Below are 19,070 nucleotides of genomic sequence, written 5' to 3'. Positions count from 1 at the left end.
TCTAATTCGATACAATAAACCGATAAACCTTCAATAATATGGAAAATAAAGAACGATTTAAATAAGGACACGTACCAGAAACATTTTACCGTTATTAACAAGTTTAATCTATGAATAGTTTTGTCAAATCTTGAAAATTACTTTCCAATCTTGTACGAAATAGAAATTTAAATAAAAAAAGCCCTGACCTCTTATGAGTTCAGGGCTAAGAACTAAGCGAGCTCTATTTCTAGTTTTTTTACATTCCCGCTGCGGATGTCTTCCGCAAGCCTGCCGGCAATAACGGAACCGTCCACACGCAAGGTCGTACCGTCATTTTTATGAACGGTGATGCTGGAGATCGTCGCTGCCTGCGGTCCAAAGGTATCCCGTTTCTCCGGATTATGATAAGTCACTTCCGTGCTACCCAGGAATTTGAACGATACTTGCCCTTGAGCATCAAACAGCCAGCCCGGAAGAGAAGGATTCAAATGAAGCTGAAGTTCTCCTTCCTGAACCCGGAATACGTGTTTGCCTGCCATCATTGTAATCCACATCCCGATGAACTCGGCGGTGGAACCGCTGAGTCTGGCCACAAAGCCCCGGCCGTGCACCTCAGGATCCGGATTTACGCTGGAAGCGATGAAGGACGAGTTTTCCAGCGTGCTGCGGCCATAAACCGCCGGATCCAGGAATGGAATCAACGAGGTTTGGATCTCCGCAAAGAACTGTTCCTTCAAGCCGGTCTTTAATAGCGCCAGCAAGTATTTATAGCTCATATGAAGAAATACGGATTCCCGCTCCAGCCAACCCGGTGTGAACGCGCGGATCCGGCCGATTTCATGGGATTCCTCGTTCAAGCTGACCGAAGTCTTGTACATCTGCAATTTTTGGTCGAAAAGATCGCTGCGGCGAATGTTCTCGTAAGCTTCTTTTGCTTCCTCCGGGTTCTCCAGCGTCTTCATCCAGCGTGCCGGACCCTCCAGGAAATGAGGCAGCGGACGTGCCGCAAATTTCTTGACCTTCGCCTTGGGCAAGCCGTAGCCGCTAATAATCGCATTCCCTTGTTCATCAAGAACAGGCTCGTATTCCACCGCTTCGAAAGCAAAGTACGTCGGCGTCAACCCACCGCCAAGTGAAATGGCTTCAGTTATACCGGCATCGATCTTGCGAAGCATATTTTTGTAAATTGAAACCAGTGTGGACAACTGAACTTTTTGCTCCGCTCCGCTGATTCCAAAGCGAATTCGTTCCCGATACCCTTCGCGCGCGGAAGCCGATTGATCCCAATATTCAAAAGAATCAAGCTCCCCTGCCAAGTGCCGGGACAGCAATCCGTTAACCTCATGAAGCAAATCGGCAATTTCTTCAGGCACCAGAACCTCTCTTGTCCCGGAGTCAAGCGCCTCTTCCAACACGAACTTCACAATTCGCTTCAATTCGAACGTTTCGCTCATCCCTGAGCCGAACAATCCCGGTAATCCGTTCATCGCATCGTTCCAGCCCGGCTTGTTTCCTTCCATTTCAACGCCCATTCCGTATGGATCCAGCGTGGCGAATTTAACGAGGGACAGGGAGAGCAGCTTGACGAACAAATTGGTGCGGTATACTTCACCGTTACCATGTCCGGTTTTCAGCCAATTGGTGGATTTGGCGGTGACCCCAAACCGCTGCATCTTCTCTTCATCATGCACCAGCGATCCGTATTGACGCACATGCTCGCCGTTCAGAACGTATTTCTCACTTCTTGGCAGAACTCTCGCCGGACTGTCAAAGTAAGTATAGTCCGTTTCTCCGTAGAGCAGCCCGTCTTTACGATCCGGGAAAATGTCGAGATAACTGTCGACCAAATCCATGTTGTAAGTCCAGTGATCCGACCAATATCCCTCTCCAAAGGCCGCCTCGATCCCCTGCTCGGCAAGGGAGAAAACGCCGGTCAGAAACTGTTCTTCGCCAAGGTTCAACGTTACATTATTGGCGGCGATATAGGAGATCAGCTTGCCTGGCGTAAATTTGCCGAGACAAAGTCTTTGAAGCTCTTCCCTGTGATCGGCCACTGCACCCTTCAGCCAATCCATAAGCTCGCCTGCCCGGCTTTCGGGAACCCGGAAGCTGGTACCTTCAACGCCGAGCGGATTGTATCCATCGGCTTGCATCAGGCTGAAGAAGGTTTTGATATTGAAGGTTCCGACCCGCGGATTAAAGTAAATGTCACTGCGGCGGTTCTGGTTCGCATCGCGGAAATTCCCGTTCCCTTGCGAATAATATTCCGGGGCCAGCGAGAAGAAGTTGTAATCCCGCTCCGGATCGCCGTGTTTACGGGAATACAGATGAATTACAAAGCCTTCCTTGCCATTCTCGAAAATAAACGGATATCCGCCGCGCAGGAAATTGTCCAGATAACTCTGTCTGCTATAAGCATCGAACAGTGGCATCGACGTCTTGGTGGCGATGTCCGCGGTCAAGTTTTCCGTCAACTCACGTGCTTCTATTTGTTTTTGCTCTATATAGGCCGGCGATGAGATCGAGTCAGCCTTCTCGTTCAGGCGTTCAACACTATCAAAGTGCCCGATCAGAGTGTAAATCGGCTTACTTTCCCCCGGCGCCAGTTCGGCGGTGACTCCCGTGAACCCGCAAGGCACCTTGTTCGTGCAGTATTGCGGCCGATCCGTCAGTTCCGCAAGCGGCGTACCGGCGAACCCTTCCGGATACCCGAGCGAAGTATTGCTGCCAAAGACCAGCTCAAAATCGGCAAAAGGTTTGATCCGGCTGCCTTGTTCATCAAACGACAAATAGAAATGCCCGCTGCGAACCTCGCTGATCTCCGCCTCGTCATGGGTGCTGGAGCGATTCCGGTAATAGGGAATTCCGTTCTCCAGGTTATCCACTTCCATCCAGCTGCGGAGCAGGTTTCCGATCTCTTTATATCCGGCGTTCTCTACCCCGTACGGCAAAATTTCCGGAAGTCCGTCCAGCACCTCCATGCGCAGCGCTTCCCCGGAAATGTTCGTAATCTCCACTTTGCGGACCAGTGCCGCATAATCTTCGTTCGGAATATGAAAATAAGTAACTTTCGTGCGCAACCCTTTGGCTTCGTTGATCTCTTCAATTCCGATTTCGTTAGCCAATATCCGCATCGTCCGTCGTGCCGCCGGGTCTGGGTAAGCATTTTGGAACGGCTCATAAATCGTATCAGCGCCTTCCAGCTTAACGAAGGTTCTGAAACCCTTCATCGATACGGATTGATACATAATGTTAGCCGGGGAGAACTCCATGATCGGACTGTTCTTGTCGCGAATCCCGAAGCTGCAGACCGCCTGACCCCGGTTGGCATAGAACGTCCACATCGGAATCCCCTTCAAGCCTGCCAAACCGGGCAAAAAGCTGGAGAAGGGCTTGGCCTGATCAAATTGGTCAATAATGAATTCCTCTTTTTCAAAACTGTAATTCGGCATAATGTCATATCCTCCACATACTGAAATATCTTGAAATTGCTTTATTGAATAATATAAGTTGCGATCGAATGGGCGGGCAGCGTATCGGTGACGGTCTCTTCACCTAATTGAACCGCAAATTCCCGCTTCTCGTCGGTTTCATTCTGAATGATCACGACCACGCTGGCATCCGTATTCTTGAATGCCGTCGTTTGCAGCCCGGGCGCATCCGAGGTCAGTCCTATCCGAACCGCACCCGGACGAATGTATTTACTGAAATGGCCGATGTAATAATACGAGCTGTTGTAATGGACGGTTCCGGTTACCGTATCCGCTATAATCGGAGCGTCGCAAAGATTGTTGACATGGTTGGGGCCTCCGGTTTCATCAAGAACGAGATTCCAGTCGAGATACCCCTCCGTCCAGTTATTCAAGTCGCCGATGATGTTGCGGCCGTACCGTTCTCCGGTAAACCATTCGCCCAGCTTGACTCCGCCTTCCTGACAGCCTTCCGTAAAGAGCAAATGCTTATCCGGGAACAGGTCATGAACCTTGCCGACTTCTTCAAACGCCTCGCTCACGTACCAGTGGAAACCTGTTCCCCAGACGTACTTGGCCGCTTCGGGATCGGATAGAACCGCCGAAGCCCGTTCTACAATCAGGTCGCGATTGTGGTCCCAAACCAGGATATTTACATCCTCCAGCCCTTCACGATGCATCGTTGGCCCGAGGTGATCGCGGACAAAATCACGCTCTTCCTCACCGCTGAAAATGCAGGAATCCCAGGTTTGCACGGCTGCCGGCTCATTTTGGACGGTGATGCCCCAAATCGGCACGCCTTCTTCCCCGTATGCCTTAATGAATTTGGTATAGTACAACGCCCAGGCTTCACGGAATTCCGGCTTCAGTTGGCCGCCATGATTCATTTCCCCGTTCGTCTTCATCCAGGCCGGAGGACTCCAAGGGGAGGCCAGCATCGTAATATCCTTGCCGACCGCTCTAGCCGCGTCATGAACCAGCGGCAGTATCCATTTTCGATCGCGCGAAATATCGAACGTCTTCAGTTCGGCATCGTTTTCTTCCACATAAGTATAATTGCCCAGCGCAAAATCGCAGCTGTGAATGTGTACCCGGCCGATTGTATATCCAAGTCCTTCCTCCGGATCAAAATAACTGCGGATCACTTCCGCTCTCTTTTCGGGACTAATACGGGACAAAGTATAGGCCGCTGCTTCCGTAAAAGCGCCTCCAAAACCAAGAATGGTTTGATAAGTTTGCTCGATCGTTACCTTAACTTTATCCTTTCCTTCCGCCGATCCTGCCTGAACCGTCAATTCCCCTTGCGGCTGCAAGCGTTCTCCGGTATCACGGGATGTCAGCACTTTAGACCATTTTGCCAATTTGATCCGCTCCTTTAAACAAATATTAGTTTCATAGTAAAACCTTTCGAAACCGGTTTCGATTTGCCTAAAAAAAAAACAGGGATCATTATAGCGATCGACAAGACTCCCTGATAACCAGCTCGACCGGAAGCATATCCGATTGAACTTCTTCCCCGCCTTCTATCGTATAGATTAACATGTCGGCTGCCCGATTGCCAAGTGCATATGTATCCTGACGAATCGTCGTTAAAGCAGGTGTCAAAAATTTGACCATTTCAATATCATCAAACCCGATAATGGAAATGTCCTCCGGCACGCGAAGACCCTGATTTTTAATCGCCATCATCGCCCCTACGGCCAGGTTGTCCCCGGCAGCAAAGACTGCCGAAGGCAGCACGCTTGATTTGAGCAGCTCTTCCATGGCGATCCGTCCGCTTTCAACCGTGTAATCATAGCTTCCCTGAATCACATGCTCCGGATTTACAGACAATCCGAGCCCTTCCATCGCATGCAAATATCCCTGAAGCCGTTTCTCCCCCGCAAAGGTATTCCCGCCGCCTATGTGGGCGATCAGCCGGTGTCCGAGCTCATGCAAATAATTCACGGCCAGGATGCCTCCGGCAATATTGTCCGAGTAGATCGTGCTCTTGGTATCCGATTCCTGATCCAGCAGAACGCACGGAATGTTTGATTCCAGCAGCTCCAGGAAATAAGGATCCGTAAAATCAGGCAAGATGACGACCACGCCGTCCACGCCGCGGATCTTGCAATGCTCCAGGTAACTGCTCTTCTTTCCCCCGATATCTTTAGAAATAAACATCAGGTCATACCCCCGGGAGGTGGATACTTTCTTGAACCCCTCAATAACCCCGGCAAAGTAAGGATGCAGAATCCCGGCTCCGGAAGGCTCGTTAAACAGCACTCCGATCGTCCAGGAGCGCTTGGTCGTCAAGGAGCGGGCATGAGCATTCGGCAAATATCCCAGTTGCTCGGCCGTCTCCAAAATTTTGCGCCGGGTTTTCGGACTGACATCGGCATAGTCATTGAACACCTTGGAAACGGTGGTCGGTGAAAAGCCCGTTGATTTCGCAATATCATAAATCGTGATCACTTGCCTATTCATCTCCTGCCCTTGTTCAGACCACCCTTAGGGGCTCATGAGAATTTTAGCCGTCCGCAAGAATGAAGTCAACCTCAGATGTCACCATCGCACCGGCCTTCCCCTCTTTGTTTCACCATACGCAGAACCGTTTAAAAAGTAGTCAAACGGACCTGCCGTCCAAGTCAGCACTGGTAAAGCATTCCTGAGCAGGATGATACTAAGGAGGGAATTCCATGTACGAGCCACGCGATAGAAATGAAGTTAGCAATGTGGATGTGGAACGGAGAGATGTCCAGCATAAATCGGAACCGAGCATGGTTGCGGCAACCTTCATTAAGTATGCGGCATACATTGTTTTATTCTTCGGGTTTCTCTACTTCCTTGTCAAATACGTGTTCCCTAAATTTTAAGGCCCTTTATACCGTCCGGAAAACAAAGAACCGCCCTTTCTCCGGGCGGTTCTTTGTTTTCCGTTTGAAATGCAGGAAATAGGGTAAACTCCATGTAAGTAGACTAAGATCAAGGAGGCGAAGCTTAATGCCGGAGTACCCGAAGACTGAAGGGGACCAAGCCTATGAGCGTTATCAGCTGTTAGGAGATTATCGTGACGAAAATGACATTCCGGGCGACGATTTGCTGCCTCACGATACGCGAATTACTCAAAGCTTGAGCGAACCTTCCGGAGAAGCAGCCGATACCGACGAGCTCCTGGCGGAAGATTCCCTGCCGGACGTTCCCGATGCGGATGAGATACAACCCGGAAGCCCGGTTGACCAGGTTGCTCCCGACCCGGATGCCATGCATGGCACCGACTTGCTGAACGGCTTTGACGGAGACGAAACGGAATAAACGATTCTGCTCTATTTAGAAACAGGGGGATTAACCGATATCGGTTAGTCCCCCTTTGTCTTGCTGCCTCATATTTTGAACTGTCCGACCAATTGCTGAAGTTGCTCGGCCATACTACTGAGATCAGCGGAAGAAGAAGCCATCTCCTCCAACGACGCTAGCTGTTCTTCCGCCGCTGCGGAAATCGTTTCCGTGTTCCCCGCCGTTTCCTCCGATAAATTGCGGATCTGACCGATCACAAGCTCGACCTCTGCGGCTTCCGAGGCCACTCCGTCCATGGTGACCGAAGCCTGGGATATCGTAGCCGCCGCTCCTACAACGGAATCCCGTATCTGGCTGAAGGATTTGCCGGATTTCTCCACGGCATCCAATCCTTCATTCACCCTTTCCTTAACCTCTTCCATCGTTGTGGCGGCCTGCTCCATTTCTTGTTGAATATGACCGACCAGCTCCTTGATTTGATCAGCCGAATGCTGCGAACCTTCTGCAAGCTTCCGGACTTCCGAAGCAACGACGGCAAACCCGCGGCCTTGTTCCCCCGCTCTTGCCGCTTCGATGGAAGCATTTAGGGCTAGCAAATTCGTTTGCTGTGAAATGCCTGCGATTACATTGATGATCTCACCGATATGTTCGGCACGACGGTTCAAAGAAATGACCACTTCGGCCAATCCCTCGACCGTGTGATGGATTCCCTGCATGGTACTCTCTGTACCCGCCGCCGCTTGTGCCCCTAAATTGGCGGAATCAGTGGTTTCCGACATGGTTCTGGTAACTTCCTGCATCTGAACCGAGACATCCTCTACCTTTCGCGCCATTTCCATGACGCTGCTGGTTCCGCCCTCGACACTCCGGAGCTGCTGCTCGCTTCCTGCAGCCACATCATGGATCGCGACTGTCACGTGCTCGATCGCCTTCGTCGTTTGCTCGGCCCCGGCGGATAGCTGTTCCGCAGAAGCGGACACACTGTTCGTCATGTCCTGGACGCCTTCTACCATTCCTCTAAGATTATCCACCATAAGCTGGAAATTCCCGGCCAATTCTCCGATTTCGTCTTGCCTGAATGAATCGAGACGTTTCGTCAAATCGCCTTTTCCCAATATGCTGGTCGCTTCATTTAATTTCTTTAATGGAGATATAACCGAGCGGACATTCATAAAGACGATGACGGCTGCGCCAAGTATGGACAGAACGACGACGAGAATCGTGGTATTGCGAATTCCTGCCGTCCCTTCCGCAACTTCGTTCTGACTAATGGTTCCCCCGATTCTCCAGCCCGTGGCCTCATTTTTCATGAATGCCATTTTATAACGGTTGTCCTGCTGGGAATAGCCGAGCTTTCCGCTGTCGCTCTGGAACATCCGGTTAACGAACTCTTCCTTATACTCCGAACCGATTTGGGCCGTTGGATGAACCAGCAGCTTCTTGGTGCTGTCGACGATAAAGATATAGCCATCGTTCCCTACCTTCATATTCGTCATGGAAGCAACCGCGCTCAAATCCAGATCTAGAGAAATCACGCCGCTCCCATCGGCCAACACTTGCGAGATGGACACGACCGGCTTGCCGTCAACCGACAAATATGAAGGCGACACAACCGCCTTTTTGGACTTCAGCGCATGTACATACCAATCTCTGGTACGCGGGTCGAAGTCATCGTCAAGCTTCAGATCGGAAGACAGCAAAATGCTTCCCTTGTTTGTCCCCACATACAAGTTCAGGACATCCTTGTGGATGGCCTGGTATTCCTGCAGTTTATTCTTGATTGCGCTGCTCCCGGCCGCAACTTCCTGATCTACCCCCGTCCCCGGAATCTGTTCGCCGTAATAGTTGAGATCCACCATTTTCTGACTGATCTCATTCGTGATAATCGCGTCCGCCGAGCTGACGCTTTGCAGCGCACTCATCATTAAGTCCTGCTCTACACGATGGCTCGCAGCCGAATAGGTAATCGAGCCGATAATGATGCTCGGGACAAGCAATACAATCGTGTAGGAAACGATCATACGCTTCCGGATCGATAAAGATTTTTTTCTCATGACGCCGCCTTCTCTCTGCAGATATATGGATTTACATCGTAATCTATATATCGGCAGCAAAACATTGACGATTTATTGACAATTAATGGGGTTTATATAAAAATTCTAATGCGTTTACCGGATCATCCCCGTATATTTAACACTTACATTGGCTTTAACCTGGAATTCCAAGCCGGGATAAAGACGCTCCCACTCCTCCCGCTCGGTCGCATTATTCCAATTCCTTGAATAATATCGAAGCCCCCAGCCAAACGGATCCACTCCGGAAGCTTGTATTTTCTTAAACAAGTTTACGCTGTCCTTTTCCCATTTTTCGCTCGCCGCTTTGGATATACTCCGCAATACAGGACCGGTGACCGGCGTCCCCTTCATATTATCCTCCAGCGAAGCAATACCGGACAGGCGGTATTCCACAACAGCCTGCTTTTCTTTGCCTGTCTTGATACGGTATTTGAATTTGGAGTTCTCCAGATTGTAATCGTAGGAATTACCCTCGGCATCCACCTTGAAGCTGGAGCGCAGGTGGTTCGAGGTTAAGAGATTCAGCATCCGGGTTTCGTCCGGCGTAAGTATGGTGACCAGCTTTTGCTTGTTGAATAGTGCGACCCTGTCTATGATCAGCATATCCGGGTGCTTCGTCCTCACAACCGGCATGAACGGATCAAGCCCGTGTTCCGTCGTCCTCCTGCTTAAATCAAAAGAATATGCGGACTTAATGTAAGGGGATTCCGTCCCCTCTTTGCCTAACCCCAGAATCAGGGCATTTCCCGGCAATCTCTCGGATTTGGTCTGCATTTTAACGACTTCCCTGGCAGTCGGCTGTCCTACCGCAACAAACATAATCAACTGGATATCCCGGCGACGGGATGACCAGTCAACCAGGGGGATAATATTGTCCCTTGCTAATGATTCCCCATAGATCATCGCCTTGCAGTGGCTGAAATCCAGTTCTTTGTCCGTTTTCGATTTAGCCAGGCGCACTGCTTCGGGAACGCTCTCCGCAATCTCGGTAATGACGACCGGTTCCTGGCTTCGTTTCGTCGGATCGCCTTCTGGAATTGCCATCTTGAGCGTCACCTCAAACTGGTTCTTCTTATCCTTATCCTCCGGACGGTCGATTCCTATCGCCAGCACGAAGGATCTCTTATCGATATCCTTGAACTGACAACCGGAAATGGTCCAGGGCATCGCGATCGCCAGCAGACAACAGATTATTTTTTTCATGTCTTTTTCGCGCTCCTTTTCTTGGCATAAAACAATATAGCCAGCAAAACGAACTCATTTATGAGGCGAATATTCAAAAACCACTGTCCTATTTGACCCAGTCGGACCTGGTTAAGGAAGTTCATAATTACGATCGTCGCTATGGAAAAAGGAATCAACACCCACCAATCGGCCTTTTTTCCGGGGAGTTTTCCGGACTTAGACTGAAATGCGCCTTTAAACAGCTCCAGCCCGACATGCCAATGAACAACCGTGCTGAGCATGGAGATCATCAAATAGATCGTATAAAACAAAAAGAGCACTCGCTCGATAATAAATAATTCCATTCGGATGGAATCAGCCGTTGAAAACCAGCTATATACATGATTTTCCACACCGACAGTCCCCTGATATCCGATAGGTACCTCAAAAGTAATTAACAAAATAACCAAACCAAACAACGGAATGGTCCATAAGTATCTCGTTTTCAGATCTTTGAAATTCCGGTTGAAAATTGCGAGATTAAAAAAGCCGGAAAAGATGAACGTCGCGCCGGCCACAGTCACATATTTGGGCTTGGTCCACATGTAAGTAACGATTTGCAAGACCGCGTCCCAACTAAAATTCGGGTTCAAAAAGGCCTTAACGAGCATGTATATAATGACCGGCGTTGAAAGAAACAGAATCGTCTCCAATCCGTAAAGGATCGACTCGGAGGATAGGCGGCAGCAGATGGCCGAAAGCAGCAGAAACCCTATAATAACGGCATACGGAGAAATATCCGGACTGATATAACGAACAGTGATGTCTACGAACGACAGCATCGTAATGATGCCGGCAGAAAACCAGAAGCAAGCGTACATAATTAATAGAAAAAATGAAAAGAATCTGGGCAAGTTGGCATTATAGATTTCCGGCAACCCCTGCCCCTTAAAACCGGCGATACCTTTCGTAAATCCGTAGAGCAGCAAAGCTCCGATGGCGGTCGATATAAAGATCGACGGCAAGGTCCCTTGAAATCTTGTGAAAATTAGAACCCTGGGAACAAAGTTGATAATGTTCATCAATGCGTTCACCAGAAATAAATAATATATATATTTGCTGCTTACCATGATTATTGCCCACCCTTTGATTTGATTTCCAGCGCATACATTTTCATATAAGGCCGGCCAAAGCTGCGGATTCCCGATAAATACATGATTAATCCCACCACCGATCCGACAACGCCCAACAGACCGAAGGTAATCGCGAACAAGGTCATAATGTATTTGATAACACGTATGGTGTACCCCATCATACTTATCGGAATGATAAAATTGGAAATCGCGACGGCCGACACTAAAATGATCATAATATTGCTGACCAGTCCGGCCTGGGTCGCTGCCTGCCCAAGAATCAAACCGCCGACCGTCGTAGCGGTAGGCCCAATTGCCTTAGGCAGACGCAAGCTCGCCTCCGTCAGAAATTCCATCATCAACAGCATCAGAAAGACTTCCATGAAGGAGGGATAGGGGACCGCGGCCCGGCTTCCAGCGATCAGCAGCGAAATCTGTATCTTTAATATCTCGGGATTGTAAGAGGCAAAAGTGACATAGAGAGACGGCAACGTCAACGTCAAGAGCAAACCGATGTACCGGATGGTTTTCAGAAACCAGCCGACCATAGGGACCTGGATTTTATCATCCATCGCCGTGAAAAAGTCACTGAAAATCGAAGGAGCAAGAATGGCAAACCCGTTGGAGTTAATCAGCACCGCGACCTTGCCCTCCGCAATATTGAACACTACCCGGTCCGGTCTTTCCGTAACGATCATTGTCGGAAAAATCCGTACCCGTTCGGGACTGATATATTTCTCCAACTCCCCTGCGGATTGCAATATATCGATTTTTACATTTTCGATCCGCTTTTTCATTTCCTTGAGCACTTGCCGGTCCACTCGCTCGTCATCGTACAGAATAGCCACCGAAGTTCGGGAAACCTTTCCTACGGTCAACATATCGATCTTTAAAGTTTCCGATTGATATCTTCGCCGGATCAGGTTTATATTCAGCTCGATATTTTCGCTGAACGCATCCCGCGGTCCCTGAACGATGGCCTCGTTCACCGCTTCACCGACTCCGCTCGACTCCACCTTGACCGCATTGAATAAATAACCGCTTTTCCCGATCGATATCAACACGAATCCTTTAAGCACAAACTCAATAATCTGCTGCCGTTCCCCAGCTTGAACGGTACCCGGAAAAGAAGCGATATAATTCTCGAAAGCTTGCAGGCTTTCCATTTCATAGCTTGGAATGACGATATAACGGTTAATCATATCCGAGTTCGTTAAGCTGCTAAGATATTGCAGCCCGATTTCATCGGAAGAGCCGAGAGACCGCTGCTCAAAATCAACCTGTCCCGACATTTTTTCAGATAGCCATGCAGCTCCCGGTTCACCTTGCTTCTTGCCCAATTCCGATCCCTCCAGCTCACATCCGATATTAACTCCTTAGCTGAGCCTATTTTGCCAATAACTCCCGATTCTCATTCATTTTGCGGACGGCCAAGGGGAGGCTGAGCGAGAAAAAAAGAAAAGGACCTCACCTTATCGGTGAAGTCCTTTAAATAGAAGATGCCCGGCAAACGCGGTTCCTGCCCGACGTCTTTGCCTGGTAAAGCGCCTGATCCGCTCTCTCGAACAATAGTTCCTCGACGATATCCGGATAGGTGGCGCTCCCGGCGGAGATCGTAATTTTATGTTCGGTTCCGTCCGGCAGAATGAAGATCTGGTTCTCGACATTTCGCCGAAGCCGCTCAGCTATAATCTCAATGCGTTCGGAATCGCAATCATCCACGATCACGGCAAACTCTTCTCCTCCTTTACGGGCAATATGATCTCCTGGATGAAAAGTATCCCTCAAGACCATAGCCAGTTGGGATAAAACCGCGTCACCGGCCGGGTGGCCGAATGTATCGTTTACCTGTTTAAAATGGTCGATATCAATCAGCAATAGGGTAATGGGCACGCGATACCGGGTCGAGGATGCGATGCGCTGCTCCATAATGACTTCAAAAGCCCTCGCATTAAACAAACCTGTCAGGAAGTCGCGATGAGCCGCTTCGCGCATAATTCTTAATGAATCGTCTGATCTTTTCAAATATAGGAGCATTGCGAGAGTAAACATTCCTCCCACGATAAAGACAAGACAAAACGTTCCGATCGGAACCCATTTGTTCTCAACCAGAATAATGGAGAAGACCACTACGGATAGCCCGGCGGATAACCCCAGTGTCCAGGCCCATCTCTGTAGCGACAGCTTGTAGTCTTTTAAAATCAGGATCGCAATGATAAAGGTTCCCAGCGCATTGACGGCTCCCCAAACCGAAGCCATGCTCACACCGCTTAAGAATACTAGCCTGTATACAAAAATAATGACTGTGGCGACCAAGCCCGCTATCCATCCGCCGAGAGAGACGGAAATTAATATCGGCAGCTGCCGGAAGTCGGCAAAGACGTAGGTGTTAATCGGGAATGTGTAATACATTAAAGCGACCCCGAATAGTCCAAGGACCAATCCGAGTATCAGCTTGGTTTGATTTCTTTTGTGAAGATTGTAGGCTTGGCACTTACCCCAGGCCATGTTCCCAAAAAATAAAAAGGTAGTCAAAACAGTAAAGTTGTTGATTAGACTCTGCAGCATATCCTATTTTACCTCTCAACTGTAATCATCCGACAAGAGACCATTGCCGGACTAGGTAAGCATATCACAAAATTTAGGTAAAGGACTCACATATTCGCTTAATTTTCGATTATTTTTCGCTAATGTTCGACAAATTTCTACATCTTTCACGGAGACTTTCAATGGATTCCGCTTTCGAATCTGCACATGATATAATGGGCTTAAGTTGTTGGAAGGGAGAGCAAGATGATGAACGACACGGCGGCTGTCGATGAACAGGAGCCTATTGAAGTGTGCCTGTTAGCCGGGAAAATCATGCTCCAAAGCGGAGCGGAAACCTACCGGGTAGAGGATACGATGACCCGGATCGCCACGGCCTTGGGCCTTGCCGGATCCCATAGTTACGTCACGCCCACAGGCATCATGTTTCAATCCGATGACATGAGATGGGCCAAGCTGATCCGGATTGTGGAACGCACTACGGATTTGCAGAAGGTTGCTGCCGTGAACGATGTTTCACGCAAGCTGTCCAGCCGGGATGTCACGGCTGCAGAGGCCCGGGCCCTTCTCGTGGACATTGACACATCGCGGCATGCCTACCCGGTCGGGCTTCAAATTGCCGCGGCCGCCATCTCCAGCGGGTGCTTCACCTTGATGTTCCGGGGCAGCCTGTTTGATTTTTTTCCCGGCGTCGTATGCGGCGGACTCGGTTTCCTGGCGTTCATCCTGCTCCATCGTCTCGTCAAAGTGAAGTTTTTCGCGGAATTCAGCGCTTCCTTTCTGATCGGCATCGTCGCCTCGCTGCTGGTGTTGGCCGGAATCGGCAAGGAGCTCGATAAAATCATTATCGGGTCCGTCATGCCCCTTGTTCCCGGACTATTGATCACCAACGCGGTCCGGGATTTGATGGCCGGCCATCTGGTCTCCGGATTGTCCAGGGGCGCCGAGGCGTTCCTGACCGCTTTTGCCATAGGGGCTGGTATCGCCTTCGTATTTACCATTTTATAATCCGGAAAAGAGGACTTAACCTGCTATGAACCTGGTTCTGCATTTCATTACCAGCTTTATCGCCTCTGCGGCTTTCGGCATCCTGTTTAACGCCCCCAAGCGGACCTTGCTGCAATGCGGATTCTCCGGCATGCTGGGCTGGGCCGCTTACATTTTGCTGGGTTACAGGCTGGATACCATATACGCGACCGTAGCCTCGACGATCATCGTCGGTGTGGTCAGCCAAATCTTCGCCCGTACTTACAAGAAGCCCGTTATCATCTTCAGCGTATCGGGAATCATTCCGCTGGTGCCGGGAGGCATGGCCTACGACGCCATGCGGAATTTCGTGGAAAAGGAATATAACACGGCGATTCAGCTTGCGGCGCAAGCATTTCTGATCTCCGGTTCCATCGCCATCGGGCTTGTCTTGTCCGAGGTGCTCAATCAAATTATCCGCAAAATCCGGATGCCCCGCCCCAAAAAAGTCCGCGCCAAATAAGCCGGCAAGAAAGAAGATGAACATCAAAGATGATAGCTCAAATTTTGCTGGATGTCGTTTTGCCCATTTTCGTGCTGATCGGGCTCGGAGCCTTGATGCAGCGGGCCTTTCGACTCGATTTGTACACCCTCGCCAAAATTAATTTTTACTATATTACGCCGGCTGTCGTGTTTCTCAGCATGTACCATTCCGAAATGTCGCCTGCGCTTCTCGGCAATGTTACGTTATTTTATGCGTTATATGTACTACTGCTCTATGTCGTGAGCATGATCGTCAGCCGCCGCATGAAATTCAGCCGGGGAATGAAAGCCGCTTTTACGAACAGCCTGATTCTCGATAATTCCGGGAATTATGGCTTGCCGATCAATCAGCTCGCTTTCAAAGGAGATCCGCTGGCATCCTCCCTCCAGGCGCTCATTATGACGTTTCAGAGCCTGGTTACCTTTACTTACGGCGTAATGTCGGTGCAACGGGCCAAGTCCGGCGGAACCTTGAAGGCTGCCCTGATCGGTTTTCTCAAGATGCCGGTGCCCTATGCGCTCGTACTCGGGCTGGTTTTCCATGTCCTGAAGCTCCCTCTTCCGGAGTTTGCCTCCAAACCGCTGGGCTACATTTCCGATTCCATGGTCAGCGTGGCTCTGCTTACATTGGGAGCGCAAATTGTAAAGTACCCGCTGCGGCTGGACCGCCTCGACGTGTATGTCAGCGTTCTTTTGCGTTTGCTGATCGGTCCTGCCATCGGTTTATTACTCGTCTTCCTGCTGGGGCTCAAGGGTGTGCCCGCCCAGGCGCTTCTGATCGCTTCCGGGATGCCTACGGGTGTGAACAGCACCATCCTCGCTGAAGAATACGATAATGAACCGGATTTCGCATCGCAAACCGTGCTGATTTCCACATTGCTCAATATCGTAACCATCACGGCATTAATCTCCCTTGCGAAATATGTGGGGTAAAGCTCAAATGCCAAGAGGCCAGCTACGGATATTTCCTCCGTCGCTGGCCTCTTCTTTTTTCATCCTGAGTTTCCACGCCTGCTTTACAGATCAGGCCGCTTTTAGATTACCGGCTTTCCGTTCATCTCATGAGTCATTTGATGCCATTCTTTAATCATTCGTCTTAGAAATAGACCCTCTTGTTTTCCTAATCCATATTGGTTCTCCCTGGCGATCATCTCGCCAATCCGTCGTTTCAACATTTCACTCCGGCGTTCCAACATTTCATCATAAGCCAAGTAAAGTCATCTCCTAAATCCGTTGTAATAACGTTATTTTCACACATCTATTAGTATAGACGTTATAATTCGGGAGGGAAAACCGGATGTCTTTACCTAAGCCTTGATGAGATAGGATGCTCTATCACTACCCTACTGTAATGCGATCCAGCCGCAAACTTCCTCCCATATCCTCCCGGATGGTCCGGTTTCCTCGGGATGGTCCCGGAGGTGCCCGTCCAGATCGAACTATCTGTCGGAAACATAAGCCTGAGTACCCTGCCCCGACCGATTGGATCGATTGGATGGAGTTTCCTTGTATAGGGCAAAGGGTAAAGAGATAAGTAATAACAGAAGATGGACCATTGCGCAATATTACAAGGAGGGTACATATTCTATGAATCTCAAAGGAAAAGGCTGCTTGATCCCGCTGATCATCGTCATTGCGGTGGTCGTTATTCTCATTGCTCTGTTTGCCGGAAATTACAACAAATTCGTCGCGGCGGACGAAAACGCGAACCAGGAATGGAGTAAAATCGACGTTCAGCTCCAGCGGAGATATGATCTGATTCCGAATCTGGTCAATACGGTAAAGGGATACGCCTCCCATGAAAAGGAAGTAATCAAAGCAGTATCCGACGCCCGTGCCGCACTCGGCGGAGCAAGAACTCCGGATGAACTGGCTCAGGCCGACCAGCAATTGTCCGGCGCGCTCAGTCGTCTTCTGGTTGTCGTAGAGAATTATCCGACGCTCAAAGCAGACGCGCAGTTCACGCAGCTGATGGACGAGCTTGCCGGCACGGAGAACCGGATCGCTGTAGCCCGGAACGATTATAATGCAGCCGTCGCCACCTACAACAATATGCGAAGACGCTTCCCGGGCAATCTGCTCGCAGGCATCATGGGCTTTGATAAACGGGAGTATTTTGAGACCACGCCGGAATCGCGGACCAATCCGGAGGTGGACTTCGGCACGGATTCAACTTCATCCTTGAACCCGGTAAATCCATTGCTTCAGTTCCCGGGTGAAGAAGCCCGGGCGGGGGCTGGAGCATGAAACCTTCAGGTGGCCGTGTTTGTTCCGGCACCGGGTCCGCTTGCTTAAGAATTGTGTCCCTCCTCCTGCTGGCTTGTGTTCTGCTGGGAGGGCCTGCTCCCCTCTTTGCCGCACCGAATATTCCGGAGCCGCAAGGCGATATTTATGTTCAGGATTTCGAGAACCTGCTCACGGCTGAACAGGCCCGGGAATTAAACAGCTTGGGAAGGGCCCTGGAGGATCGGACCAAGGCTCAAATTGCCGTATTGACTGTGCCAACTCTGGACGGCTACACCGTGGAAGAGTACGCTTTGCAGGCCCTCCGCAAATATGGACTGGGGGACCAGAAATTGAATAACGGAGTGCTGCTTCTGCTGTCGATGGAGGATGGCGAGCCGGGCAACCGACCGCTGCGGATCGAAGTCGGCTATGGCCTCGAAGGGGCTCTGCCTGACGGCAAGGTCGGCAGAATCCTCGATCAGGTCACCATCCCTTATCTGGTGAACAACCATCCTGGTGAAGCGATCGTGGAAACCTATAAAACGCTATACAACGAAGTTGCCAGAGAATATGGTGTGGAGGGAACTTTAACGCCGCAGGAAATTGCGGTTCCCGAAGCGCCTGCCGGGAATGGTGGAGACGGCCGCTTATCCTCCGGCTGGATCATTCTCATCATCGCTTTTCTGGCGGTAGATTTTATTTTCTTCCGCGGAATGATGACGATGTTCCTGATCTCGATACTCGGTCGGGGAGGCGGCAGCGGCGGAGGCGGAGGCTTCGGCGGTGGTGGTGGCGGCTTCCGCGGAGGCGGCGGGGGCTCCTCGGGAGGCGGAGGCGCAAGCCGAAGATTCTGATTCACGGCAAGTCCGGCTACCCCAACGCGGCAACTCCCGGTATAATATCCATAGGATATTAGCCAAAGGAGAGAAACCTACTGAATATGGATCCCATTACCTCACTGTCGCAAAAGGCCGTATTTTTTGATGTGGACGATACGCTCTACGATCACCTGATTCCGTTCCGCGAGGCTCTGCAGCGTGTGCTCGGCACCGGCGAAGACTTCCCTTATGCCCCCGCCTATCACCGCATGCGTTATTATAGCGATAAACTCTCCGCAGAAGCCGGGGGCACTCCAACGCATGGCTCCGAGCTCAGCGAGATGCGTACCCGCAGGTTTTCGCTTTCGCTGGCCGAATTCGGCATTCTGCTGACCGGTTCTCAAGCTGAAGAAGTCCAATCCGAATACCTGAACCGCCAATTTGATATTACTCTGTTCGACGGAGCCCGTCCTTTAATGGACGATTTGATCGGCCGAGGAATTATTGTCGGCTTGATTACGAACGGTCCCCCGGAGCATCAAATGAAAAAAATCCGCGCCCTTGGACTGAGTGAACTCATCCCTCCGGAGCGGATTTTTATTTCGGGGGCCGTCGGAATCACCAAGCCGGACCGCAAGTTGTTTGATCATGTGACCGACGCGCTGAATTTGACCTCCGCTGCTTGTTATTATGTCGGCGATTCCTGGCGGAATGACGTCGTCGGCGCTTTGGAGGCCGATTGGAACGTCCTTTGGTTCAATCACCGCGGCGCGGAGCCCGAATCATCACACAGCCCCCATTTCAAGGTGGACAGCTATGCGGACATCGCTCAAATTCTTCTGGATGCCGCTGGGCAGGCGCAGAAATAAG

At 50.4% G+C, this 19,070-nt stretch carries 17 protein-coding genes; 8 read left to right on the top strand and 9 right to left on the bottom strand.

The genetic code is table 11. The annotated features are described in order from the left end of the window. Positions 1-212: 212 nt before the first annotated feature. The 3 genes from KB559_RS10060 to KB559_RS10050 form a co-directional block, all read right to left on the bottom strand. On the bottom strand, positions 213-3,434 hold the full coding sequence (locus KB559_RS10060; RefSeq protein ID WP_211021612.1) for a cellobiose phosphorylase: 3,222 nt from the start codon (positions 3,432-3,434) through the stop codon (positions 213-215). 41 nt (positions 3,435-3,475) lie between these two features. Next, entirely contained in the window at positions 3,476-4,813 is a 1,338-nt protein-coding gene (locus KB559_RS10055; protein WP_211021611.1) for a glycoside hydrolase family 30 protein, read from the bottom strand. An 88-nt stretch (positions 4,814-4,901) separates the two neighbouring features. Further along, on the bottom strand, positions 4,902-5,906 hold the full coding sequence (locus KB559_RS10050; protein WP_211021610.1) for a LacI family DNA-binding transcriptional regulator: 1,005 nt from the start codon (positions 5,904-5,906) through the stop codon (positions 4,902-4,904). Positions 5,907-6,130: 224 nt separating this feature from the next. On the opposite strand from KB559_RS10050, the gene KB559_RS10045 reads away from it, so the two are divergent. Together KB559_RS10045 and KB559_RS10040 are read left to right on the top strand one after the other, a co-directional pair. Continuing rightward, entirely contained in the window at positions 6,131-6,307 is a 177-nt protein-coding gene (locus tag KB559_RS10045; RefSeq protein WP_211021609.1) for a hypothetical protein, read from the top strand. A gap of 127 nt (positions 6,308-6,434) precedes the next feature. Further along, positions 6,435-6,746 (top strand): hypothetical protein, encoded by a 312-nt coding sequence (locus KB559_RS10040; RefSeq protein ID WP_247681724.1) that lies wholly within the window; start codon positions 6,435-6,437, stop codon positions 6,744-6,746. A 68-nt stretch (positions 6,747-6,814) separates the two neighbouring features. Here the strand turns inward: KB559_RS10040 and KB559_RS10035 are convergent, their stop codons facing one another. The 5 genes from KB559_RS10035 to KB559_RS10015 form a co-directional block, all read right to left on the bottom strand. Further along, complete coding sequence (locus KB559_RS10035) at positions 6,815-8,782, bottom strand: methyl-accepting chemotaxis protein (RefSeq protein WP_211021608.1); 1,968 nt, start codon at positions 8,780-8,782, stop codon at positions 6,815-6,817. A 114-nt stretch (positions 8,783-8,896) separates the two neighbouring features. Then, positions 8,897-10,006, bottom strand: a complete 1,110-nt coding sequence (locus KB559_RS10030; RefSeq protein WP_211021607.1) for a Ger(x)C family spore germination protein — start codon at positions 10,004-10,006, stop codon at positions 8,897-8,899. Next, positions 10,003-11,097 carry a hypothetical protein gene (locus KB559_RS10025; RefSeq protein ID WP_211021606.1) on the bottom strand — a complete coding sequence of 365 codons (1,095 nt, stop codon included), beginning with the start codon at positions 11,095-11,097 and terminating at the stop codon, positions 10,003-10,005. The genes KB559_RS10030 and KB559_RS10025 overlap by 4 nt, the downstream gene beginning before the upstream one ends. 2 nt (positions 11,098-11,099) lie before the next feature. Next, on the bottom strand, positions 11,100-12,440 hold the full coding sequence (locus KB559_RS10020; protein ID WP_247681723.1) for a spore germination protein: 1,341 nt from the start codon (positions 12,438-12,440) through the stop codon (positions 11,100-11,102). Positions 12,441-12,588: 148 nt separating this feature from the next. After that, complete coding sequence (locus KB559_RS10015) at positions 12,589-13,608, bottom strand: GGDEF domain-containing protein (RefSeq protein ID WP_247681758.1); 1,020 nt, start codon at positions 13,606-13,608, stop codon at positions 12,589-12,591. Positions 13,609-13,896: 288 nt separating this feature from the next. On the opposite strand from KB559_RS10015, the gene KB559_RS10010 reads away from it, so the two are divergent. Genes KB559_RS10010 through KB559_RS10000 form a run of 3 tightly spaced genes read left to right on the top strand, consistent with a single transcriptional unit; the run spans position 13,897 to position 16,089 of the window. After that, positions 13,897-14,655 carry a threonine/serine exporter family protein gene (locus KB559_RS10010; RefSeq protein WP_247681722.1) on the top strand — a complete coding sequence of 253 codons (759 nt, stop codon included), beginning with the start codon at positions 13,897-13,899 and terminating at the stop codon, positions 14,653-14,655. Between the two features lie 25 nt (positions 14,656-14,680). Continuing rightward, complete coding sequence (locus KB559_RS10005; RefSeq protein ID WP_211021603.1) at positions 14,681-15,136, top strand: threonine/serine exporter family protein; 456 nt, start codon at positions 14,681-14,683, stop codon at positions 15,134-15,136. A gap of 29 nt (positions 15,137-15,165) precedes the next feature. Then, the gene (locus KB559_RS10000; protein ID WP_211021602.1) at positions 15,166-16,089 is read left to right on the top strand and encodes an AEC family transporter; all 924 of its coding nucleotides are present in this window, start codon (positions 15,166-15,168) and stop codon (positions 16,087-16,089) included. A 101-nt stretch (positions 16,090-16,190) separates the two neighbouring features. Here the strand turns inward: KB559_RS10000 and KB559_RS09995 are convergent, their stop codons facing one another. Beyond that, a complete protein-coding gene (locus tag KB559_RS09995) occupies positions 16,191-16,367 on the bottom strand; it encodes a hypothetical protein (RefSeq protein WP_211021601.1) in 177 nt (58 codons plus the stop codon). A 376-nt stretch (positions 16,368-16,743) separates the two neighbouring features. On the opposite strand from KB559_RS09995, the gene KB559_RS09990 reads away from it, so the two are divergent. The 3 genes from KB559_RS09990 (at position 16,744) to KB559_RS09980 (ending at position 19,069) form a co-directional block, all read left to right on the top strand. Then, positions 16,744-17,403, top strand: coding sequence for a LemA family protein (locus KB559_RS09990; protein WP_211021600.1), 660 nt, complete (start codon positions 16,744-16,746; stop codon positions 17,401-17,403). After that, positions 17,400-18,236, top strand: a complete 837-nt coding sequence (locus KB559_RS09985) for a TPM domain-containing protein (RefSeq protein ID WP_211021599.1) — start codon at positions 17,400-17,402, stop codon at positions 18,234-18,236. The genes KB559_RS09990 and KB559_RS09985 overlap by 4 nt, the downstream gene beginning before the upstream one ends. 86 nt (positions 18,237-18,322) lie before the next feature. Next, positions 18,323-19,069, top strand: a complete 747-nt coding sequence (locus KB559_RS09980; RefSeq protein WP_211021598.1) for an HAD family hydrolase — start codon at positions 18,323-18,325, stop codon at positions 19,067-19,069. Position 19,070 lies beyond the last annotated feature (1 nt).

The sequence above is a fragment of the Paenibacillus sp. Marseille-P2973 genome, assembly GCF_018101095.1.
Classification (GTDB): Bacteria; Bacillota; Bacilli; order Paenibacillales; family Paenibacillaceae; genus Fontibacillus; species Fontibacillus vini.
The sequence above is the reverse complement of the archived record's forward strand: the minus strand, read 5'-3'. Positions and strand labels throughout refer to the sequence as shown.